Below are 15,972 nucleotides of genomic sequence, written 5' to 3' on the forward strand. Positions count from 1 at the left end.
ACCCGCCGAGGGGAAATGTCATGGCACCAGAACCACCCCTGCTCACCATGTCCGGCATCACCAAGTCCTTCCCCGGCGTACGCGCCCTCGACGGCGTCGACCTGGACGTGCTGCCGGGCGAAGTCCACTGCCTCCTCGGCCAGAACGGCGCTGGGAAGTCCACCCTCATCAAGGTGCTCGCCGGAGCCCACCAGCCCGACGACGGACAGATCGCCTGGAAGGGCGAGCCGGTCGCCCTCAAGTCGCCGATCGCCGCCATGCGCCTCGGCATCGCCACCATCTACCAGGAACTCGACCTGGTGGAGGGCCTGTCGGTGGCCGAGAACGTCTTCCTCGGCCATGAGCCCACCACAGCCGGGTTCATCGTGCGCGGTAAGGAGGCGAGGGCAGCAACAGCCGCCCTGCTCCGGCGCCTTGGCCATCCGGAGATCGATCCCGGACACCCCGTCGGCTCGCTCTCCGCCGCCCAGCAGCAGATCGTCTCCATGGCGCGGGCGCTGTCCCACGACGTACGGCTCATCGTGATGGACGAGCCGTCCGCCGCCCTCGACCCCGACGAGGTCGCCAACCTCTTCCGGATCGTCGGCGGCCTGACCGCCGACGGAGTCGCCGTCGTCTACATCTCCCACCGGCTCGAGGAGATCCGCCGCATCGGCGACCGGGTGACCGTCCTCAAGGACGGCCGCGCCGTGGCCGGCGGCCTGTCCGCCCAGGACACACCCACCCACGACATCGTTGCCATGATGACCGGACGCAAGGTCGAATACGTCTTCCCGGAGCGGCCCGTGCGGCAGCCGGACGGACGCGACCGCCCGGTACTCAAGGTCGAAGGACTCGCCAGGGACGGCGAGTTCGCACCGGTCGACCTCGAACTCCACCCCGGCGAGATCGTCGGTCTGGCCGGGCTCGTCGGGTCGGGGCGCTCGGAGATCCTGGAGACGATCTACGGGGCGCGCAAACCCAGCCAGGGCCGGGTCATCGTGAACGGGCGCCCCGTGCGTACCGGTAGCGTCCGGGCCGCCGTCCGGGCGGGACTGGGCCTCGCCCCCGAGGAGCGCAAGGCCCAAGGGCTGCTGATGCTCGAATCCGTCACCCGGAACGTCTCGGTCTCCTCCATGTCCCGCTTCTCGTACGGGGGCTGGCTCGACCGTACGAAGGAACGCGACGCGGCCCGGACCGCCACCCGGAAACTCTCGCTGCGCCCAGACAACCCCGACGCCCGCATCCGCACCCTCTCCGGCGGCAACCAGCAGAAGGCGGTCCTCGCCCGCTGGCTGCTGCGCGGCTGCCGGGTCCTGCTGCTCGACGAACCGACCCGCGGCGTGGACGTCGGCGCCCGCGCCGAGCTCTACGCCGTCATCCGCCGGCTGGCCGACGACGGCCTCGCCGTCCTCCTCGTCTCCAGCGAGGTCCCGGAAGTGCTGGGCCTCGCGGACAAGGTGGTGGTGCTTCGTGAGGGCCGGGTCGTTCATACCGCGCCCTCACGAGACCTTGACGAGTACCGCGTACTCGACCTCGTGGTAACTCCTCCCTCTCATGAATGAGAGGGCTTCTCACTCGGCCGCATGGCGACCTCATGACGGCCAAGCCCTGACCGCTGCCCGAGGGCAGACATACAACCTACCAGTGTCTGACGGGAGTTCATCGTGCTGAGCAAACTGCACCCGACTGGACCGGCCGCTGAGCCGTCTGTCAGCCGCGGGGCGGCACAGCCCAGCGGCCGCCGGCGCGAACTGGGCGCCCGGCTCGACGTACGCAATCTGTCGCTGCTCGGCGTCCTCGCGGTCCTCATCGCGGTCGGCGGGATCACCAAGCCCGACGAGTTCCTCGACTCCGGCAACCTCCAACTCGTCCTCACCCAGGCCTCCGTCATCGGTGTCGTCACCGTCGGCATGACCTTCGTCATCACCAGCGGCGGCATCGACCTCTCCGTCGGCGCGATCGTGGCCCTCGCCTCGGTGTGGGCGACGACGCTCGCCACCCAGGAGTACGGCTTCGCGGGCATCCTCTTCACCGCCGTGGTCGTGGGCCTGGCCTGTGGGCTCGTGAACGGGCTCCTCATCGCGTACGGCGGCATGGTGCCGTTCATCGCGACGCTGGCGATGCTCGCCGCGGCTCGCGGACTGGCCCTGCAGATCACCGACGGCAAGACGCAGATCGTCACCGTGCAGTCGGTGCTCGACCTCGGCGTCCCCGACGCGTACGTCCTCGGCATCCCGCCGCTCGTGCTCGTCTTCGCGGCGGTCACCGCGATCGGCTGGCTGCTGCTGAACCGTACGACGTTCGGCCGGCGCACGGTCGCCGTCGGCGGCAACGCGGAGGCGGCCCGGCTCGCCGGTATCGACGTCCGGCGGCAGCGGCTCTACCTGTACCTGCTCTCCGGGCTGTGCTGCGGTATCGCGGCCTTCCTGCTGATCATCCTGGCCGGCTCGGGGCAGAACACCAACGGCAACCTCTACGAACTCGACGCCATCGCCGCGGCGATCATCGGAGGCACGCTGCTCAGCGGCGGTCGGGGCACCATCGTCGGCTCGGTGCTCGGCGTCCTGGTCTTCACCACGATCACCAATATCTTCGCTCTCAACAACCTGGAGAGCGCTGTCCAGCAGATCGCCAAGGGCGCGATCATCGTCGCCGCCGTCCTGGTCCAGCGCAGCACCCTGCGCAACGGCGAATCCTGACCCGTCCGCCTTCCTTACGCGCACCGCCCCACGAGAAGGGTTCATCCGCCATGCCGGAAATCCCACGCACCAGCCGCAGAGGACTGCTCTTCGGCGGAGCCGCCGTCTCCGCCGGCGCTCTCCTCACCGCCTGCACGAGCAACGAGCCTAAGCAGCAGGACAACGCGGCGGCCAACAACCAGCCAGCCGCCGACGACAAGCCCGGCAAGCCCGTCACCATCGGCTTCGCGGGCCCGCAGGCCGACCACGGCTGGCTCAACGCGATCAACGAGAACGCCAAGTCGCGGGCCGCGAAGTACTCGGAGGTGAAGTTGGAGATCACCGAGGGCTCCAACGACACCGCCGCGCAGATCGGCCAGGTCCAGACGCTGATCAACAAGAAGGTCGACGTGCTGGTGATCCTGCCGGCCGACGGCAAGGCGCTCACGCAGGTCGGCCTCCAGGCGATGAAGGCCGGTATCCCCGTCATCAACCTGGACCGGATCTTCGCCTCCCCGCAGGCGTACCGCTGCTGGATCGGCGGCGACAACTACGGGATGGGCCTCAACGCGGGCCGCTACATCGGCGAGCAGCTCAAGGACAAGCCGGGCGCCAAGGTCATCGAACTGGCCGGGCTCGACAACCTGGAGCTGACCAGGCAGCGCACGCAGGGCTTCGACGACGCCCTGAAGAACTACCCCAACATCAAGAAGGTGGCCCGCCAGGCCGCCGAGTTCACCGTCGAGTCGGGGCAGGCCAAGATGGCCCAACTGCTCCAGGCGCAGAAGCAGTTCGATGCTCTGTGGAACCACGACGACGACCAGGGAGTGGGCGCGCTGCGTGCCATCCAGCAGGCCGGCCGGGACGACTTCCTGATGGTCGGCGGCGCCGGGGCCAAGTCCGCCATGGACGCCATCAAGGCGGACAACTCCGTCCTGAAGGCAACCGTCCTCTACCCGCCGACCATGGCAGCCTCCGCCATCGACCTGGCCCGCGCCCTCGGCCAGGCGAAAGGAGTCAACGGAATGGCGGAGCTGGAGATCCCGGCCTCGATCACTCTCTACTCGGCCGTCGTCACCAAGGACAACGTCGACCAGTACCTGCCCACCGGCTTCAGCTGACCGAGCGGGCCGCGCGCGCCCTGCCCGCCCCCACGGAGCAAGCGATGAGGAGGAACCTGGATGACCCGGACCGATCAGATGGATCAGGCGGATCAGGCGGATCGGACGGACACTGAGGCGCCGCCGCCGACTCTCGGGGTCGGCATGGTCGGATACGCGTTCATGGGCGCGGCCCACTCCCAGGGCTGGCGCACCGCGGGCCGCGTCTTCGACCTGCCGGCCCGGCCGGTCCTCGCCGCCGTGTGCGGCCGCGACCGTACGGCAGTGAGAGCCGCCGCCGAGAAGCACGGCTGGGCCGCCGCCGAGACCGACTGGCGGGACCTCATCGCCCGCGACGATGTGCAGATCGTCGACATCTGCACACCGGGGGACAGTCACGCGGAGATCGCGATCGCGGCGCTGGCGGCGGGCAAGCACGTGCTGTGCGAGAAGCCGCTCGCCAACACGGTCGAGGAGGCGGAGGCGATGGTGGCCGCCGCCGCACGGGCCGGACTGAACGGTCAGGTGGCGATGGTGGGCTTCAACTACCGCCGGGCGCCCGCCATCGCGTACGCCCGCCGCCTGATCGCCGAGGGCAGGCTCGGCGCGCTGCGGCACGTACGGGTCACGTATCTGCAGGACTGGCTGGTGGACCCGGAGTTCCCGCTGGCCTGGCGGTTGCAGCGGGAACACGCCGGTTCCGGCGCGCTCGGCGACCTGGGCGCGCACATCATCGATCTCGCGCAGTATCTGGCGGGGGAGCCGGTGGTGGGCGTGTCCGCGCTCACCGAGACGTTCGTACGCGAGCGGCCGCTGCCCGCCGGGTCCGTAACCGGACTCTCGGGAGGCGGCGGCGCGGGGCGCGGCCAGGTGACCGTCGACGACGCGGCGCTGTTCACCGGGCGGCTCGCCTCCGGGGCGCTGGCGTCCTTCGAGGCGACCAGGATGGCTTCGGGGCGGAAGAACGCTCTGCGGCTCGAACTCAACGGTGAGCGTGGGTCGTTGGCCTTCGACCTGGAGCGGCTGAACGAGCTGAGCTTCCACGACCACACCGAGCCCGCCGCGTCCTCCGGCTTCCGCCGGATCCTGGTCACCGAGCCGGACCATCCGTATCTGGAGGCATGGTGGCCGCCCGGCCACGCGCTCGGCTACGAGCACACCTTCGTCCACCAGGCGCGCGATCTCGTGGCGGCCGTCGCCACCGGTACCGAACCCGCGCCGTCCTTCGCCGACGGCCTCCAGGTGCAGCGGGTCCTCGCGGCGGTGGAGGAGAGTGCCGCGAAGAACGCCGCCTACACCCTCGTTCCCTCTCAGGAGGCCTGAAGTGCCACGTCCCTTCACGCTCTTCACCGGCCAGTGGGCCGACCTGCCGCTGGAGGAGGTCTGCCGGCTGGCCCGCGATTTCGGCTACGACGGACTCGAACTCGCCTGCTGGGGCGACCATTTCGAGGTTGACAAGGCGCTGAACTACTCCGGCTATCTGGACTCGCGCCGGCAGCTGCTCGACAAGTACGGCCTGAAGTGCTGGGCGATCTCCAACCACCTGGTCGGCCAGGCCGTCTGCGATTCCCCCATCGACGAACGCCACCAGGGCATCCTGCCTGCCAGGATCTGGGGCGACGGCGAGCCCGAGGGGGTGCGGCAGCGGGCGGCGGCCGAGATCAAGGACACGGCCCGGGCGGCCGCCGCCTTCGGCGCCCGGACCGTCATCGGCTTCACCGGCTCCTCCATCTGGCATCTGGTGGCGATGTTCCCGCCCGTACCGCCGCACATGATCGAGCGGGGGTACGAGGACTTCGCCGAGCGCTGGAACCCGATCCTGGACGTCTTCGACGCGGAGGGCGTGCGCTTCGCCCACGAGGTCCACCCGAGCGAGATCGCGTACGACTACTGGACCACGCACCGCGCGCTGGAGGCCGTCGGCCACCGCCCGGCCTTCGGGCTGAACTTCGACCCGAGCCATTTCGTGTGGCAGGACCTCGATCCGGTCGGCTTCCTGTGGGACTTCCGCGACCGGATCTACCACGTGGACTGCAAGGAGGCCCGCAAGCGGCTCGACGGCCGTAACGGCCGGCTCGGCTCGCACCTGCCCTGGGGCGATCCGCGGCGCGGCTGGGACTTCGTATCGGCCGGACACGGTGACGTCCCGTGGGAGGACGTCTTCCGGATGCTGCGCTCGATCGGTTACTCGGGGCCGGTCTCGGTGGAGTGGGAGGACGCCGGGATGGACCGGCTGACCGGGGCTCCGGAAGCGCTCTCCGTCCTCAAGCGGTACGACTTCGACCCGCCGGCCGCGTCCTTCGATGCCGCCTTCGGAGGCGGCGGTTGACCATACGCCCAGCTCAGCGCCCGGCGGCCGGACCGCCGTCGGGCTGCTCCGACCTGCCCTGAAGCGGCTTTGTCCTCTGTCGGTAGAAAGTTCAACCCTCCTGCTGCACAAGGGCTTTCCGCCCAGGACGAACCCGGCTACCGTCCTTGAGGTGTTCAGGACATAAGTGGCTCCGGCGTGACGGCGCGCGCCGGTGCCCCTATGGGCTGTCCGGCAGATCTTGGCCGGGGCCGCGGATCCCGCCGGACAGCCCCTCGCACCCGCCCGTACAACCGGCTTCAACCGGAGGACCTACGTGCACAGGAAAAGGCTCAGAACCCGGAAGGCGCTCGCACTCCTCACCGGCAGCCTCCTCGCCGCCACCTCACTCGCACTGTCCGCGCCGCTCACCACCGCGGCGGAGACTCCCGAACCGTCAGCTGCCGCCGCCGAGGAGTTCCAGCAGGTCACTCTCGCCAAGGGCGAGCCGGAAGTCGGCGAGCCGATGAGCCTCGCCGTACTGCCCGACCGCAACGTGCTGCACACCTCGCGCGACGGCGAGCTGCGGATCACCGACAGCGCCGGGTCCACCCGCCTGGCCGGCAAGGTCCCCGTCTACTCGCACGACGAGGAGGGTCTGCAAGGCGTCGGCGTGGACCCGAAGTTCAGCGAGAACCGCTACATCTACCTCTACTACGCGCCGCCCATGGACACCCCGGCCGGCGACGCCCCCAACGAGGGGACGGCCGCCGACTTCGCCAAGTACGACGGCGTGAACCGGCTCTCGCGGTTCGTCCTCAAGGCCGACGGCACCCTCGACAACGCCAGCGAGAGGAAGGTCCTCGACGTCCCCGCCACCCGCGGCATCTGCTGCCACGTCGGCGGTGACATCGACTTCGACGCGCAGGGCAACCTCTACCTCTCCACGGGCGACGACTCCAACCCGTTCGCCTCCGACGGCTACACGCCGATCGACGAGCGCCCGAACCGCAACCCGGCGTACGACGCCCGCCGCACCTCCGGCAACACCAACGACCTGCGCGGCAAGATCCTGCGGATCAAGGTCAACGCCGACGCGTCGTACTCCATCCCGGACGGCAACCTCTTCGCCCCCGGAACCGCCAAGACCCGCCCCGAGATCTACGCGACGGGCTTCCGCAACCCCTTCCGGTTCAGCGTCGACCAGCCCACCGGCATCGTGTACATCGGCGACTACGGGCCCGACGCGGGCGCGGCCGACCCCAAGCGCGGACCGGCCGGGCAGGTCGAGTTCGCCCGGGTGACCAAGCCGGGCAACTACGGCTGGCCGTTCTGCACCGGCAAGAACAACGCCTACGTCGACTACGACTTCGCCACCAAGACCTCCGGAGCCGCCTTCGACTGCGCGGCGCCGAAGAACGACTCCCGCCACAACACCGGCCTGGTCGACCTGCCACCCGCCCAGGAGGCGTGGATACCGTACGACGGCGGATCCGTGCCCGAGTTCGGCAGCGGCTCCGAGTCCCCGATGGGCGGACCCGTCTACCGCTACGACGCGAACCTGAACTCGCCCGTGAAGTTCCCCCAGACGTACGACGGCGACTACTTCGCCGGTGAGTTCGGCCGGCGCTGGATCAAGCGCATCGAGCGGGGCGCGGACGGCGCAGTGCAGTCCATCAACCCCTTCCCCTGGACCGGCACCCAGGTGATGGACATGGCCTTCGGCCCCGACGGCGCGCTGTACGTGCTCGACTACGGCACCGCCTGGTTCGGCGGCAACGAGAACTCCGCCCTCTACCGCATCGAGAACGCCACCGGCGGGCACTCCCCGGTCGCCGAGGCCAAGGCCGACAAGACGTCCGGACAGACACCGCTGCGGGTGAAGTTCTCCTCCGCCGGCACCTCGGACTCCGACGGCGACGCACTGACGTACTCCTGGACATTCGGCGACGGCGGAACCTCCACGGCCGCCAACCCCACGTACACGTACCGGAAGAACGGCACCTACACCGCGACCGTCACCGCCAGGGACCCGTCCGGGCGGACCGGCTCGGCCGGCGTCCAGGTCGTCGTCGGCAACACCGCACCCAAGGTCACGCTCCAACTCCCGGGTGACGGGCAGCTGTTCGCCTTCGGCGACGAGATCCCGTTCAAGGTGACCGTGTCCGACCCCGAGGACGGGACCATCGACTGCGCCAAGGTCAAGGTCACCCACATCCTCGGCCACGACAGCCACGGCCACCCCGTCACCTCCGCCAACGGCTGCACGGGCACCCTCAAGACCACCGCCGACGGCGAACACGACCCCAACGCCAACATCTTCGGGGTCTTCGACGCCGAGTACACCGACAAGGGCGCCGGCGGCCAGGCCCCGCTGACCACCCACGACCAGAACGTCGTCCAGCCCAAGCACCGCCAGGCCGAGCACTACAACGCGGCCGGCGGCGTCCGCGTCTTCAACAAGACCCCCGCCCACGGCGGCAAGACCGTCGGCGACATCCACAACGGCGACTGGATCGCCTTCAAGCCCTACCGGGTCGGTGACGCGACCGCGCTCACCGCACGTATCTCCTCGGGCGGCGTCGGAGGCACCCTCGAGGTCCGTACCGGAGCACCGGACGGCAAGCTCCTCGGCTCCACCGTCGTCCCCGTGACCGGCGGCTGGGAGACCTTCCAGGACGTGACCGCCACCCTGAAGAGCCCGCCGGCCGGCACCACCACCGTCTACCTCGTCTTCAAGGGCGGCGACGGAGCCCTCTACGACGTGGACGACTTCACCTTCTCCACGGCCAAGGCCGACGCCAAGCCCAGGAAGCGGGTCCTGCTCTTCTCCAAGACCGCCGGATTCCGCCACGACTCCATCCCGGCCGGCGTCACAGCTCTCAAGGAGCTGGGTGCGGAGCGCGGACTCACCGTCGACTCCACCGAGGAGGCCAAGCAGTTCACCCCGGAGAACCTGGCGCGCTACGACGCCGTGGTGTTCCTCTCCACGACGGGTGACGTGCTCAACACCAACCAGCAGACCGTCTTCGAGCAGTACGTCGCCGACGGCGGCGGCTACATGGGCGTCCACGCCGCCGCCGACACCGAGTACGACTGGAAGTTCTACGGCGGGCTCGTCGGCGCGTACTTCCAGTCCCACCCGCACATCCAGCCCGCGACCGTCCGCGTCGAGGACCACGACCACCCCGCCACCGCGCACCTGGACAGCAGCTGGCAGCGCACCGACGAGTGGTACAACTACCGCACCAACCCGCGCGGCCAGGCGCGTGTCCTCGCCACGCTGGACGAGACCAGCTACACCGGCGGCACGATGAAGGGCGACCACCCGATCGCGTGGTGCCAGACGTACGAGCGCGGCCGCTCCTTCTACACCGGCGGCGGACACACCAAGGAGTCGTACGCCGAGCCGGCCTTCCGCAAGCACCTCCTGGGCGGACTGCTGTACGCGACGGGCATCGCCAAGGCCGACTGCAAACCGTCGAAGGACTACCGCCCGCTGTTCAACGGCGAAACGCTGGAAGGCTTCAAGCAGGCCGGTCCGGGATCGTTCGCGATCAAGGACGGGACGCTGAACTCGACCGGCGGTATGGGTCTGCTCTGGTACCAGGCCAAGGAGTTCCAGTCGTACTCCCTCAAGCTCGACTGGAAGATGGCCGGCGACGACAACTCCGGGATCTTCGTGGGCTTCCCGGCCTCCGACGACCCGTGGTCGGCCGTCAACAAGGGATACGAGATCCAGATCGACGCGAGCGACGCACCCGAGAAGACCACCGGCTCGGTGTACGGCTTCAAGGCCGCGAACATCGCCGCCCGCGACGCCGCGCTCAACCCTCCGGGGGAGTGGAACACGTACGAGATCCGGGTCGAGGGAGAGCGCCTGCGCATCTTCCTCAACGGGGTGAAGATCAACGACTTCACCGACACCGATCCCGTACGCAGCCTGGCCCAGGGTCACTTCGGCATCCAGAACCACGGTGCAGGTGACCAGGTGTCGTTCCGCGACATCCGGATCAAGGAGCTGCCCGCCAAGAGGTAGCCCCTGAACGGCGGCGGGCGGGGCACGCCGGACCCCGCCCGCCGTCTCTCCCACCTCTCCCACCTCTCCCACCTCTCCCACCTCTCCCACCTCTCCCACCTCTCCCACCTCTCCCACCTCTTCCACCTCTTCCACCCGTCCGGTACCCGCAGGGAGGCAGCCGCCCGTGACCACCCCATCCGCTCCCGATCCCACGCCATCCGAGCCGCGCACGGGAGGAACAGGAGTCTGGTTCGTCGGAGCACGCGGCTCCGTCGCCACCACGGCCGTAGCCGGCTGCGCCGCGATCACCGCGGGCCTCCACCCGGCGACGGGCATGGTCACCGAGACCCCGCCGTTCGCGGCCGCGGGTCTGCCCTCGCTGCCGTCCCTGGTCTTCGGCGGCCACGACACGGTGAGCTGCCCGCTGCCCAAGCGGGCCGAGGCACTGGAGGCCGGGGGCGTCCTCCCGCACGGCCTCTCCTCGGCGGTCCGGGCCGAACTCGCGGCGGCAGACGCGGAGATACGCCCTGGCGGCCCGCTCCCGGGCGACACCCGTACGGACGCCGACCTGATCACCGCGTTCGCCGGGGACCTCACGGACTTCATGGACCGGCGGGGCCTGACCCGCACGGTCGTGATCAACGTGGCGTCAACAGAACCCTTGCCTTCGCCGGACGACCTGCGCCTGCCGGCCAGCTCCCTGTACGCGGCGGCCGCGCTGCGGGCGGGCTGCGCGTACGTCAACTTCACCCCCTCGACCGGGCTGCACACCGCGGCCTTGCGCGAAGCCGTCGCGGCTTGCGGTCTTCCCCACGCGGGCCGCGACGGCAAGACGGGGCAAACGCTGGTTCGTTCGGTACTGGCCCCGATGTTCCTGCAACGCGCCCTGGCGGTACGGGCCTGGTCGGGCACGAACCTGCTGGGCGGCGGGGACGGGGCGGCCCTGGCCGACCCGGCGGCGGCCGCCGCCAAGAACGCGGGCAAGACCCGAGTCCTGTCCGACACGCTGGGCTCGGTGCCCGAGGGCGAGGTCCACATCGACGACGTCCCGTCCCTCGGCGACTGGAAGACGGCCTGGGACCACATCGCCTTCGACGGCTTTCTCGGATCCCGGATGGTCCTCCAGACGATCTGGCAAGGCTGCGACTCGGCGCTTGCGGCGCCCCTGGTCCTGGACCTGGCCCGGCTCCTGGCCCGCGCCCACGAAGCGGGCCAGACGGGCCCACGCCCGGAACTGGGCTTCTACTTCAAGGACCCGGACGGCGGCCCGGCGGCGCTCGCCGACCAGTACACGGCGCTCCTTTCCTTCGCGGACCGCCTCCGGGAGGGAAGGTGACGGCCCTCAGCACCCGCCCCGGTGGCGCGGCCGGACGCTCGGGCCGGCTTTCCGCCTGGGCGGAACTCCTGCGCGTGTCCGCGCTGTTCACCGTCCCGGGCGACGCGCTGGCGGGCGCGGCCTCACTGGGCCTGCGGCCCAACCGCCGCACGGCTCTGGCCGTCGGTGCGTCCCTGTGCCTCTATACGTCGGGCATGGCGCTGAACGACTGGGCGGACCGCGAGGAGGACGCGATCGACCGCCCACACCGCCCGATCCCGTCGGGCCGCATTCCCCCGGCGGCGGCCCTGGCGGCAGCAGGCGGCCTGACCCTGGCGGGCCTGGCCCTGTCGTCCCGCGCCGGGCGCCCGACCCTGGCGGTGGCCACCGCGCTGGCGGCCACGGTCTGGTCGTACGACCTGCACCTGAAACACACGGCGGCAGGCCCGGCAGCGATGGCAACGGCGAGAGCCCTGGACCTACTCCTGGGCGCAACAGCGACGGCGTCCGGCGAACTGCGCCCCGCCGCCGGCCCCGGCCGGCGCGCGCGCCGGGCGAACGCGGACCCCGCAGCTGCGCCGGCACGCCCCCGCCCAGACGCCGCCCCCGCCCGGCCGCGCACCCTCGCGGCGCGAAGCAACCGTGCCGGGGGTCTGGGGCTACTCCGTACCCCCGGTATCAGGGGCGGGTGGGTTGCGGTCTCCCATGCCGCGCTGCGCGCCGCGCCCGGCCGGCCGCGCAGCGGCTCGGTTCCCGGCGCCGGGGATCCGGGGGTGCTTCGTACCCCCGGACTCTGGGGCGGGTGGGTGGGGGTGTCCGGTGCCGCGCCCGGCCGGCCGCGCAGCGGCTCGGTTCCCGCTACCGGGGAATCGGGGGTACTTCGTAACCCGTCGTTGGTCGGATCACACGCCCCCGGGGCTGTTCGGGCGGTGCCCGCCGCCGCGTTGCTCGGGGTGCATACCCTCGCCGTCACCGCCGTTTCGCGCCACGAGGCGCAGGGCGGCTCGACCGCCGTGCCGCTCGGCGCGCTCGCCGCGACCCTCGCGCTCGGTGCGCTGGTGGGCCAGGGGGGTCCGGGGGCGAAGCCTCCGGTTTCGGGAAGGGGCGGGGCAGGGGAAAGCCTCCGGCAGACACCACACGCACCGGCACCGGCAACCGGTGTCGCGGCAACCGACGTCGGGGCAACCGGTGTCGCGGCCGCCGGCGTCGGGGCATCCGGCCTCGTGGCTGCCCGCCTCGTGGCTGCCCGCCTCGCGGCCACCGGCGTCGCGGCCACCGGCGTCGCGGCAACCGGTGTCGCGGCCGCCGGCGTCGGGGCATCCGGCCTCGGGGCATCCGGCCTCGTGGCTGCCCGCCTCGCGGCCACCGGCCTCGCGGCCGCCTACGCCGCCACCGCCGCCCGGCCACTGCTGCACGCCGCGCTCAACCCCTCCCCGCCCCTCACCCAGCGGGCCGTCGGCGGCGGGATCCGGGCCATGATCCCGCTACAGGCCGCGCTCGCGGCCCGCGCCGGGTCCGTCGGGACCGGCGCGGCGCTGATGGCGCTCGTCCCCCTCGCCCGGAAGCTCGCACGGAAGGTGAGCCCCACGTGAGTCCCCACACAAGTCCCCACCCGAGCCCGCGCTTCGGATACGGAACCAACGGCCTCACCGACCTCAGGCTGGACGACGCCCTCGGCCTGCTCGCCGACCTCGGCTACGACGGCGTCGGACTCACCCTCGACCACATGCACCTGGACCCCCTCGCCCCCGAACTCGCCGCCCGCACCCACCGCGTGGCCCACCGGCTCCAGCAGCTCGGCCTGACCGTCACGGTCGAGACCGGCGCCCGGTACGTTCTCGACCCACGCCGCAAACACGGCCCGTCCCTCCTCGACCCGGACCCCGACGGCCGCGCCGCCCGCACCCGGCTTCTCATCACCGCCGTGCAGGTCGCCGCGGACCTCGGCGCCCACGCCGTGCACTGCTTCAGCGGCGTCACCCCACCCGGCACCGACCCCGACACCGCCTGGATGCGGCTCGAAGAGTCGCTCCACCCCGTACTCGACGCCGCCGCGACAGCCCACGTAGCGCTCGCGATCGAACCCGAGCCCGGCCACCTCCTCGCCACCCTCGCCGACTTCCACCACCTCCGCCGTCTCCTCGGCGGCCCCGAACCCCTCGGGCTCACCCTCGACATCGGCCACTGCCAGTGCCTGGAGCCCGCCCCGCCCGCCGACTGCGTACGCGAAGCGGCGCCCTGGCTGCGGCACGTCCAGATCGAGGACATGCGGCGCGGCGTGCACGAGCATCTGCCCTTCGGGGACGGGGAGATCGACTTCCCGCCCGTACTGGACGCCCTGCGCGCCATCGGCTACCAGGGGCTGACCGTCGTCGAACTGCCCCGCCACTCGCACGCCGGCCCGGACCTCGCCGAGCGGTCATTGCGGTTCCTGCGCGACGCGGGAGGTGCCGCGTGCTGACCGACCCGCACGACCCGCACGACCTGCACTCCGCACTCGGCAAACGGCTCGGCGGAGCAGCCCGCGGCTGGCTGGACGGTGCCCTGACCGAGGCCAACGCGGGCCTTCCCGGCTGGGAGCTGCGCTTCGCGGAAGCCGGCCGCCATTGCGGTGAGGCCGCCGCCGACGATGCGCGCGTACTCCTGCTGCACACGGCGGCGGCCGACGGGCCCACGACCACCCGCCTCTACCGGCAGGGCACGGCGGCCGAGCGGCGCGCGGTGCTCCAGGCCCTCCCGTACCTGACAGGGCTCACCCCCACCGACGGCCTGCCGCTGGTCGAGGACGCGCTGCGTACCAACGACACCCGGCTCGTCGCCGCCGCCGTCGGCCCGTACGCGGCCGCTCACCTCGACCCGCACGCCTGGCGGCACGCGATCCTCAAGTGCCTGTTCACGGGCGTGCCGGTGGACGTCGTCGCCGGCCTCTGCACCCGCGCCGGCGGCGACGCCGAACTGGCCCGCATGCTCGCCGACTACGCGAGCGAGCGCACCGCCGCCGGCCGCGAAGTCCCCGCCGATCTCCACCGCGTCCTCGCTCTCACGGAGGAGTCCTGATGCGCATCTTCGACCCCCACATCCATATGACCTCCCGCACCACCGACGACTACGAGGCGATGTACGCCGCGGGGGTCCGCGCCCTCGTCGAGCCCGCCTTCTGGCTCGGCCAGCCCCGCACTTCGCCCGACAGTTTCTACGACTACTTCGACGCCCTCCTCGGCTGGGAACCCTTCCGCGCCGCGCAGTACGGCATAGCTCACCAGTGCACGCTCGCCCTCAACCCCAAGGAGGCGAACGACCCCCGCTGCGCCCCCGTCCTGACCGAACTGCCCCGCTACCTGGTCAAGGACAACGTCGTCGCCGTCGGCGAGATCGGCTACGACTCCATGACCCCGGCCGAGGACGCCGCCCTCGCCACCCAGCTCCAGCTGGCCGCGGCGCACGGCCTGCCCGCGCTCGTCCACACCCCGCACCGGGACAAACTCGCCGGCCTGCGCCGCACCATCGCGGTCGTACGCGAGTCGGACCTCCCGCCGGACCGGGTCCTGCTCGACCACCTCAACGAGACGACGGTGCAGGAGGCCGCCGACAGCGGGGCGTGGCTCGGCTTCTCCGTCTACCCGGACACCAAGATGGACGAGGACCGCATGGTGGCGGTCCTGGGGAACCACGGCACGCACAAGGTGCTGGTCAACTCGGCCGCCGACTGGGGCAGAAGCGACCCGCTGAAAACCCGTAAGGTCGGCGACGCGATGCTGGCGGCCGGCTTCTCGGAAGACGACGTCGACCAGGTGCTGTGGCGCAACCCCGTCGCCTTCTACGGCCTCAGCGGCCGGCTCCGGCTCGACACCGCTGACCCGGCGCCCGCCGCCACCCACGAGGGCAACTCGATCCTCCGGGGCGCCCCCAAGGAGGCGTGAGCCATGCGCTTCCGGCACCCGGACGGCTCCACGGTCCACCTCGCGTACTGCACCAACGTGCACCCCGCCGAGACCCTGGACGGCGTACTCGCGCAGCTGCGCGACCACTGCGAGCCGGTACGCAAACGGCTCGGCCGCGACCGCCTCGGCATCGGACTGTGGCTGGCCAGGGCCGCCGCCCACGCCCTGGGCACTGACCCGGCGGCGCTACGCGGCCTGCGCGCCGAGCTCGACCGCCGCGGTCTCGAGGTGGTCACCCTCAACGGCTTCCCGTACGACGGATTCGGCGCGGAGGAGGTCAAGTACCGGGTCTACAAACCGGACTGGACCGACCCGGAGCGCCTCGCGCACACCACGGAACTGGCCCGGCTGCTGGTCGCTCTGCTGCCGGACGACGTCACCGAGGGCTCCATCTCCACCCTGCCGCTCGCCTGGCGCACCTCGTTCGACGAGACGGCGGCCCGGACGGCCCACCGCGCCCTGGCCACCCTCGCGGAGCGCCTCGACGCCCTGGAGGACCTGACCGGCAAATCGGTACGCGTCGGCCTGGAACCGGAACCGGGCTGCACGGTAGAGACGACAGCCGACGCGATACGCCCCCTCACCCGCCTCACAGGCGAAAGCGCGGCGAGCGACGGCACGGCCAGCGACCGCACTGCCACCAACCGC

The 15,972-nt window shown here is 71.3% G+C and carries 11 protein-coding genes and 1 pseudogene; all 12 read left to right on the plus strand.

What is annotated here, in order from left to right; genetic code table 11:
- Window positions 1-20: 20 nt before the first annotated feature.
- Window positions 21-1,544 carry a sugar ABC transporter ATP-binding protein gene (locus tag NLX86_RS30555; protein WP_254375054.1) on the plus strand — a complete coding sequence of 508 codons (1,524 nt, stop codon included), beginning with the start codon at window positions 21-23 and terminating at the stop codon, window positions 1,542-1,544.
- A gap of 114 nt (window positions 1,545-1,658) precedes the next feature.
- Entirely contained in the window at window positions 1,659-2,681 is a 1,023-nt protein-coding gene (locus NLX86_RS30560; protein ID WP_374213997.1) for an ABC transporter permease, read from the plus strand.
- Between the two features lie 50 nt (window positions 2,682-2,731).
- Window positions 2,732-3,781, plus strand: a complete 1,050-nt coding sequence (locus tag NLX86_RS30565; protein WP_254375055.1) for a substrate-binding domain-containing protein — start codon at window positions 2,732-2,734, stop codon at window positions 3,779-3,781.
- A 78-nt stretch (window positions 3,782-3,859) separates the two neighbouring features.
- Window positions 3,860-5,083, plus strand: coding sequence for a Gfo/Idh/MocA family protein (locus NLX86_RS30570; RefSeq protein WP_254375078.1), 1,224 nt, complete (start codon window positions 3,860-3,862; stop codon window positions 5,081-5,083).
- A gap of 1 nt (window position 5,084) precedes the next feature.
- Window positions 5,085-6,089: a sugar phosphate isomerase/epimerase family protein gene (locus NLX86_RS30575; protein ID WP_254375056.1), complete on the plus strand. Its 1,005-nt coding sequence runs from the start codon at window positions 5,085-5,087 to the stop codon at window positions 6,087-6,089.
- 295 nt (window positions 6,090-6,384) lie between these two features.
- Window positions 6,385-10,086: a ThuA domain-containing protein gene (locus NLX86_RS30580; RefSeq protein WP_254375057.1), complete on the plus strand. Its 3,702-nt coding sequence runs from the start codon at window positions 6,385-6,387 to the stop codon at window positions 10,084-10,086.
- Window positions 10,087-10,252: 166 nt separating this feature from the next.
- Window positions 10,253-11,404: an inositol-3-phosphate synthase gene (locus NLX86_RS30585; protein ID WP_254375058.1), complete on the plus strand. Its 1,152-nt coding sequence runs from the start codon at window positions 10,253-10,255 to the stop codon at window positions 11,402-11,404.
- Window positions 11,401-12,975 (plus strand): UbiA family prenyltransferase, encoded by a 1,575-nt coding sequence (locus NLX86_RS30590; protein WP_254375059.1) that lies wholly within the window; start codon window positions 11,401-11,403, stop codon window positions 12,973-12,975. Before NLX86_RS30585 ends, NLX86_RS30590 begins: the two co-directional genes overlap by 4 nt.
- Window positions 12,972-13,844 (plus strand): sugar phosphate isomerase/epimerase family protein, encoded by an 873-nt coding sequence (locus tag NLX86_RS30595; RefSeq protein WP_254375060.1) that lies wholly within the window; start codon window positions 12,972-12,974, stop codon window positions 13,842-13,844. Before NLX86_RS30590 ends, NLX86_RS30595 begins: the two co-directional genes overlap by 4 nt.
- Window positions 13,841-14,440, plus strand: a complete 600-nt coding sequence (locus NLX86_RS30600) for an EboA domain-containing protein (RefSeq protein ID WP_302061955.1) — start codon at window positions 13,841-13,843, stop codon at window positions 14,438-14,440. The genes NLX86_RS30595 and NLX86_RS30600 overlap by 4 nt, the downstream gene beginning before the upstream one ends.
- Window positions 14,440-15,303 carry a TatD family hydrolase gene (locus NLX86_RS30605; RefSeq protein WP_254375062.1) on the plus strand — a complete coding sequence of 288 codons (864 nt, stop codon included), beginning with the start codon at window positions 14,440-14,442 and terminating at the stop codon, window positions 15,301-15,303. The genes NLX86_RS30600 and NLX86_RS30605 overlap by 1 nt, the downstream gene beginning before the upstream one ends.
- Window positions 15,304-15,306: 3 nt before the next feature.
- Window positions 15,307-15,924, plus strand: a pseudogene (locus NLX86_RS30610) (xylose isomerase); the annotation flags it as partial.
- Window positions 15,925-15,972 lie beyond the last annotated feature (48 nt).

This window comes from Streptomyces sp. A3M-1-3 (assembly GCF_024213665.1).
Lineage (GTDB): Bacteria > Actinomycetota > Actinomycetes > Streptomycetales > Streptomycetaceae > Streptomyces.

Excerpts from the sequence above, each read along its gene's own strand:
- NLX86_RS30605 (WP_254375062.1), top strand. The coding sequence starts at position 14,440 with ATGCGCATCTTCGACCCCCACATCCATATGACCTCCCGCACCACCGAC.
- NLX86_RS30555 (WP_254375054.1), top strand. The coding sequence starts at position 21 with ATGGCACCAGAACCACCCCTGCTCACCATGTCCGGCATCACCAAGTCC.
- NLX86_RS30565 (WP_254375055.1), top strand. The coding sequence starts at position 2,732 with ATGCCGGAAATCCCACGCACCAGCCGCAGAGGACTGCTCTTCGGCGGA.
- NLX86_RS30570 (WP_254375078.1), top strand. The coding sequence starts at position 3,860 with ATGGATCAGGCGGATCAGGCGGATCGGACGGACACTGAGGCGCCGCCG.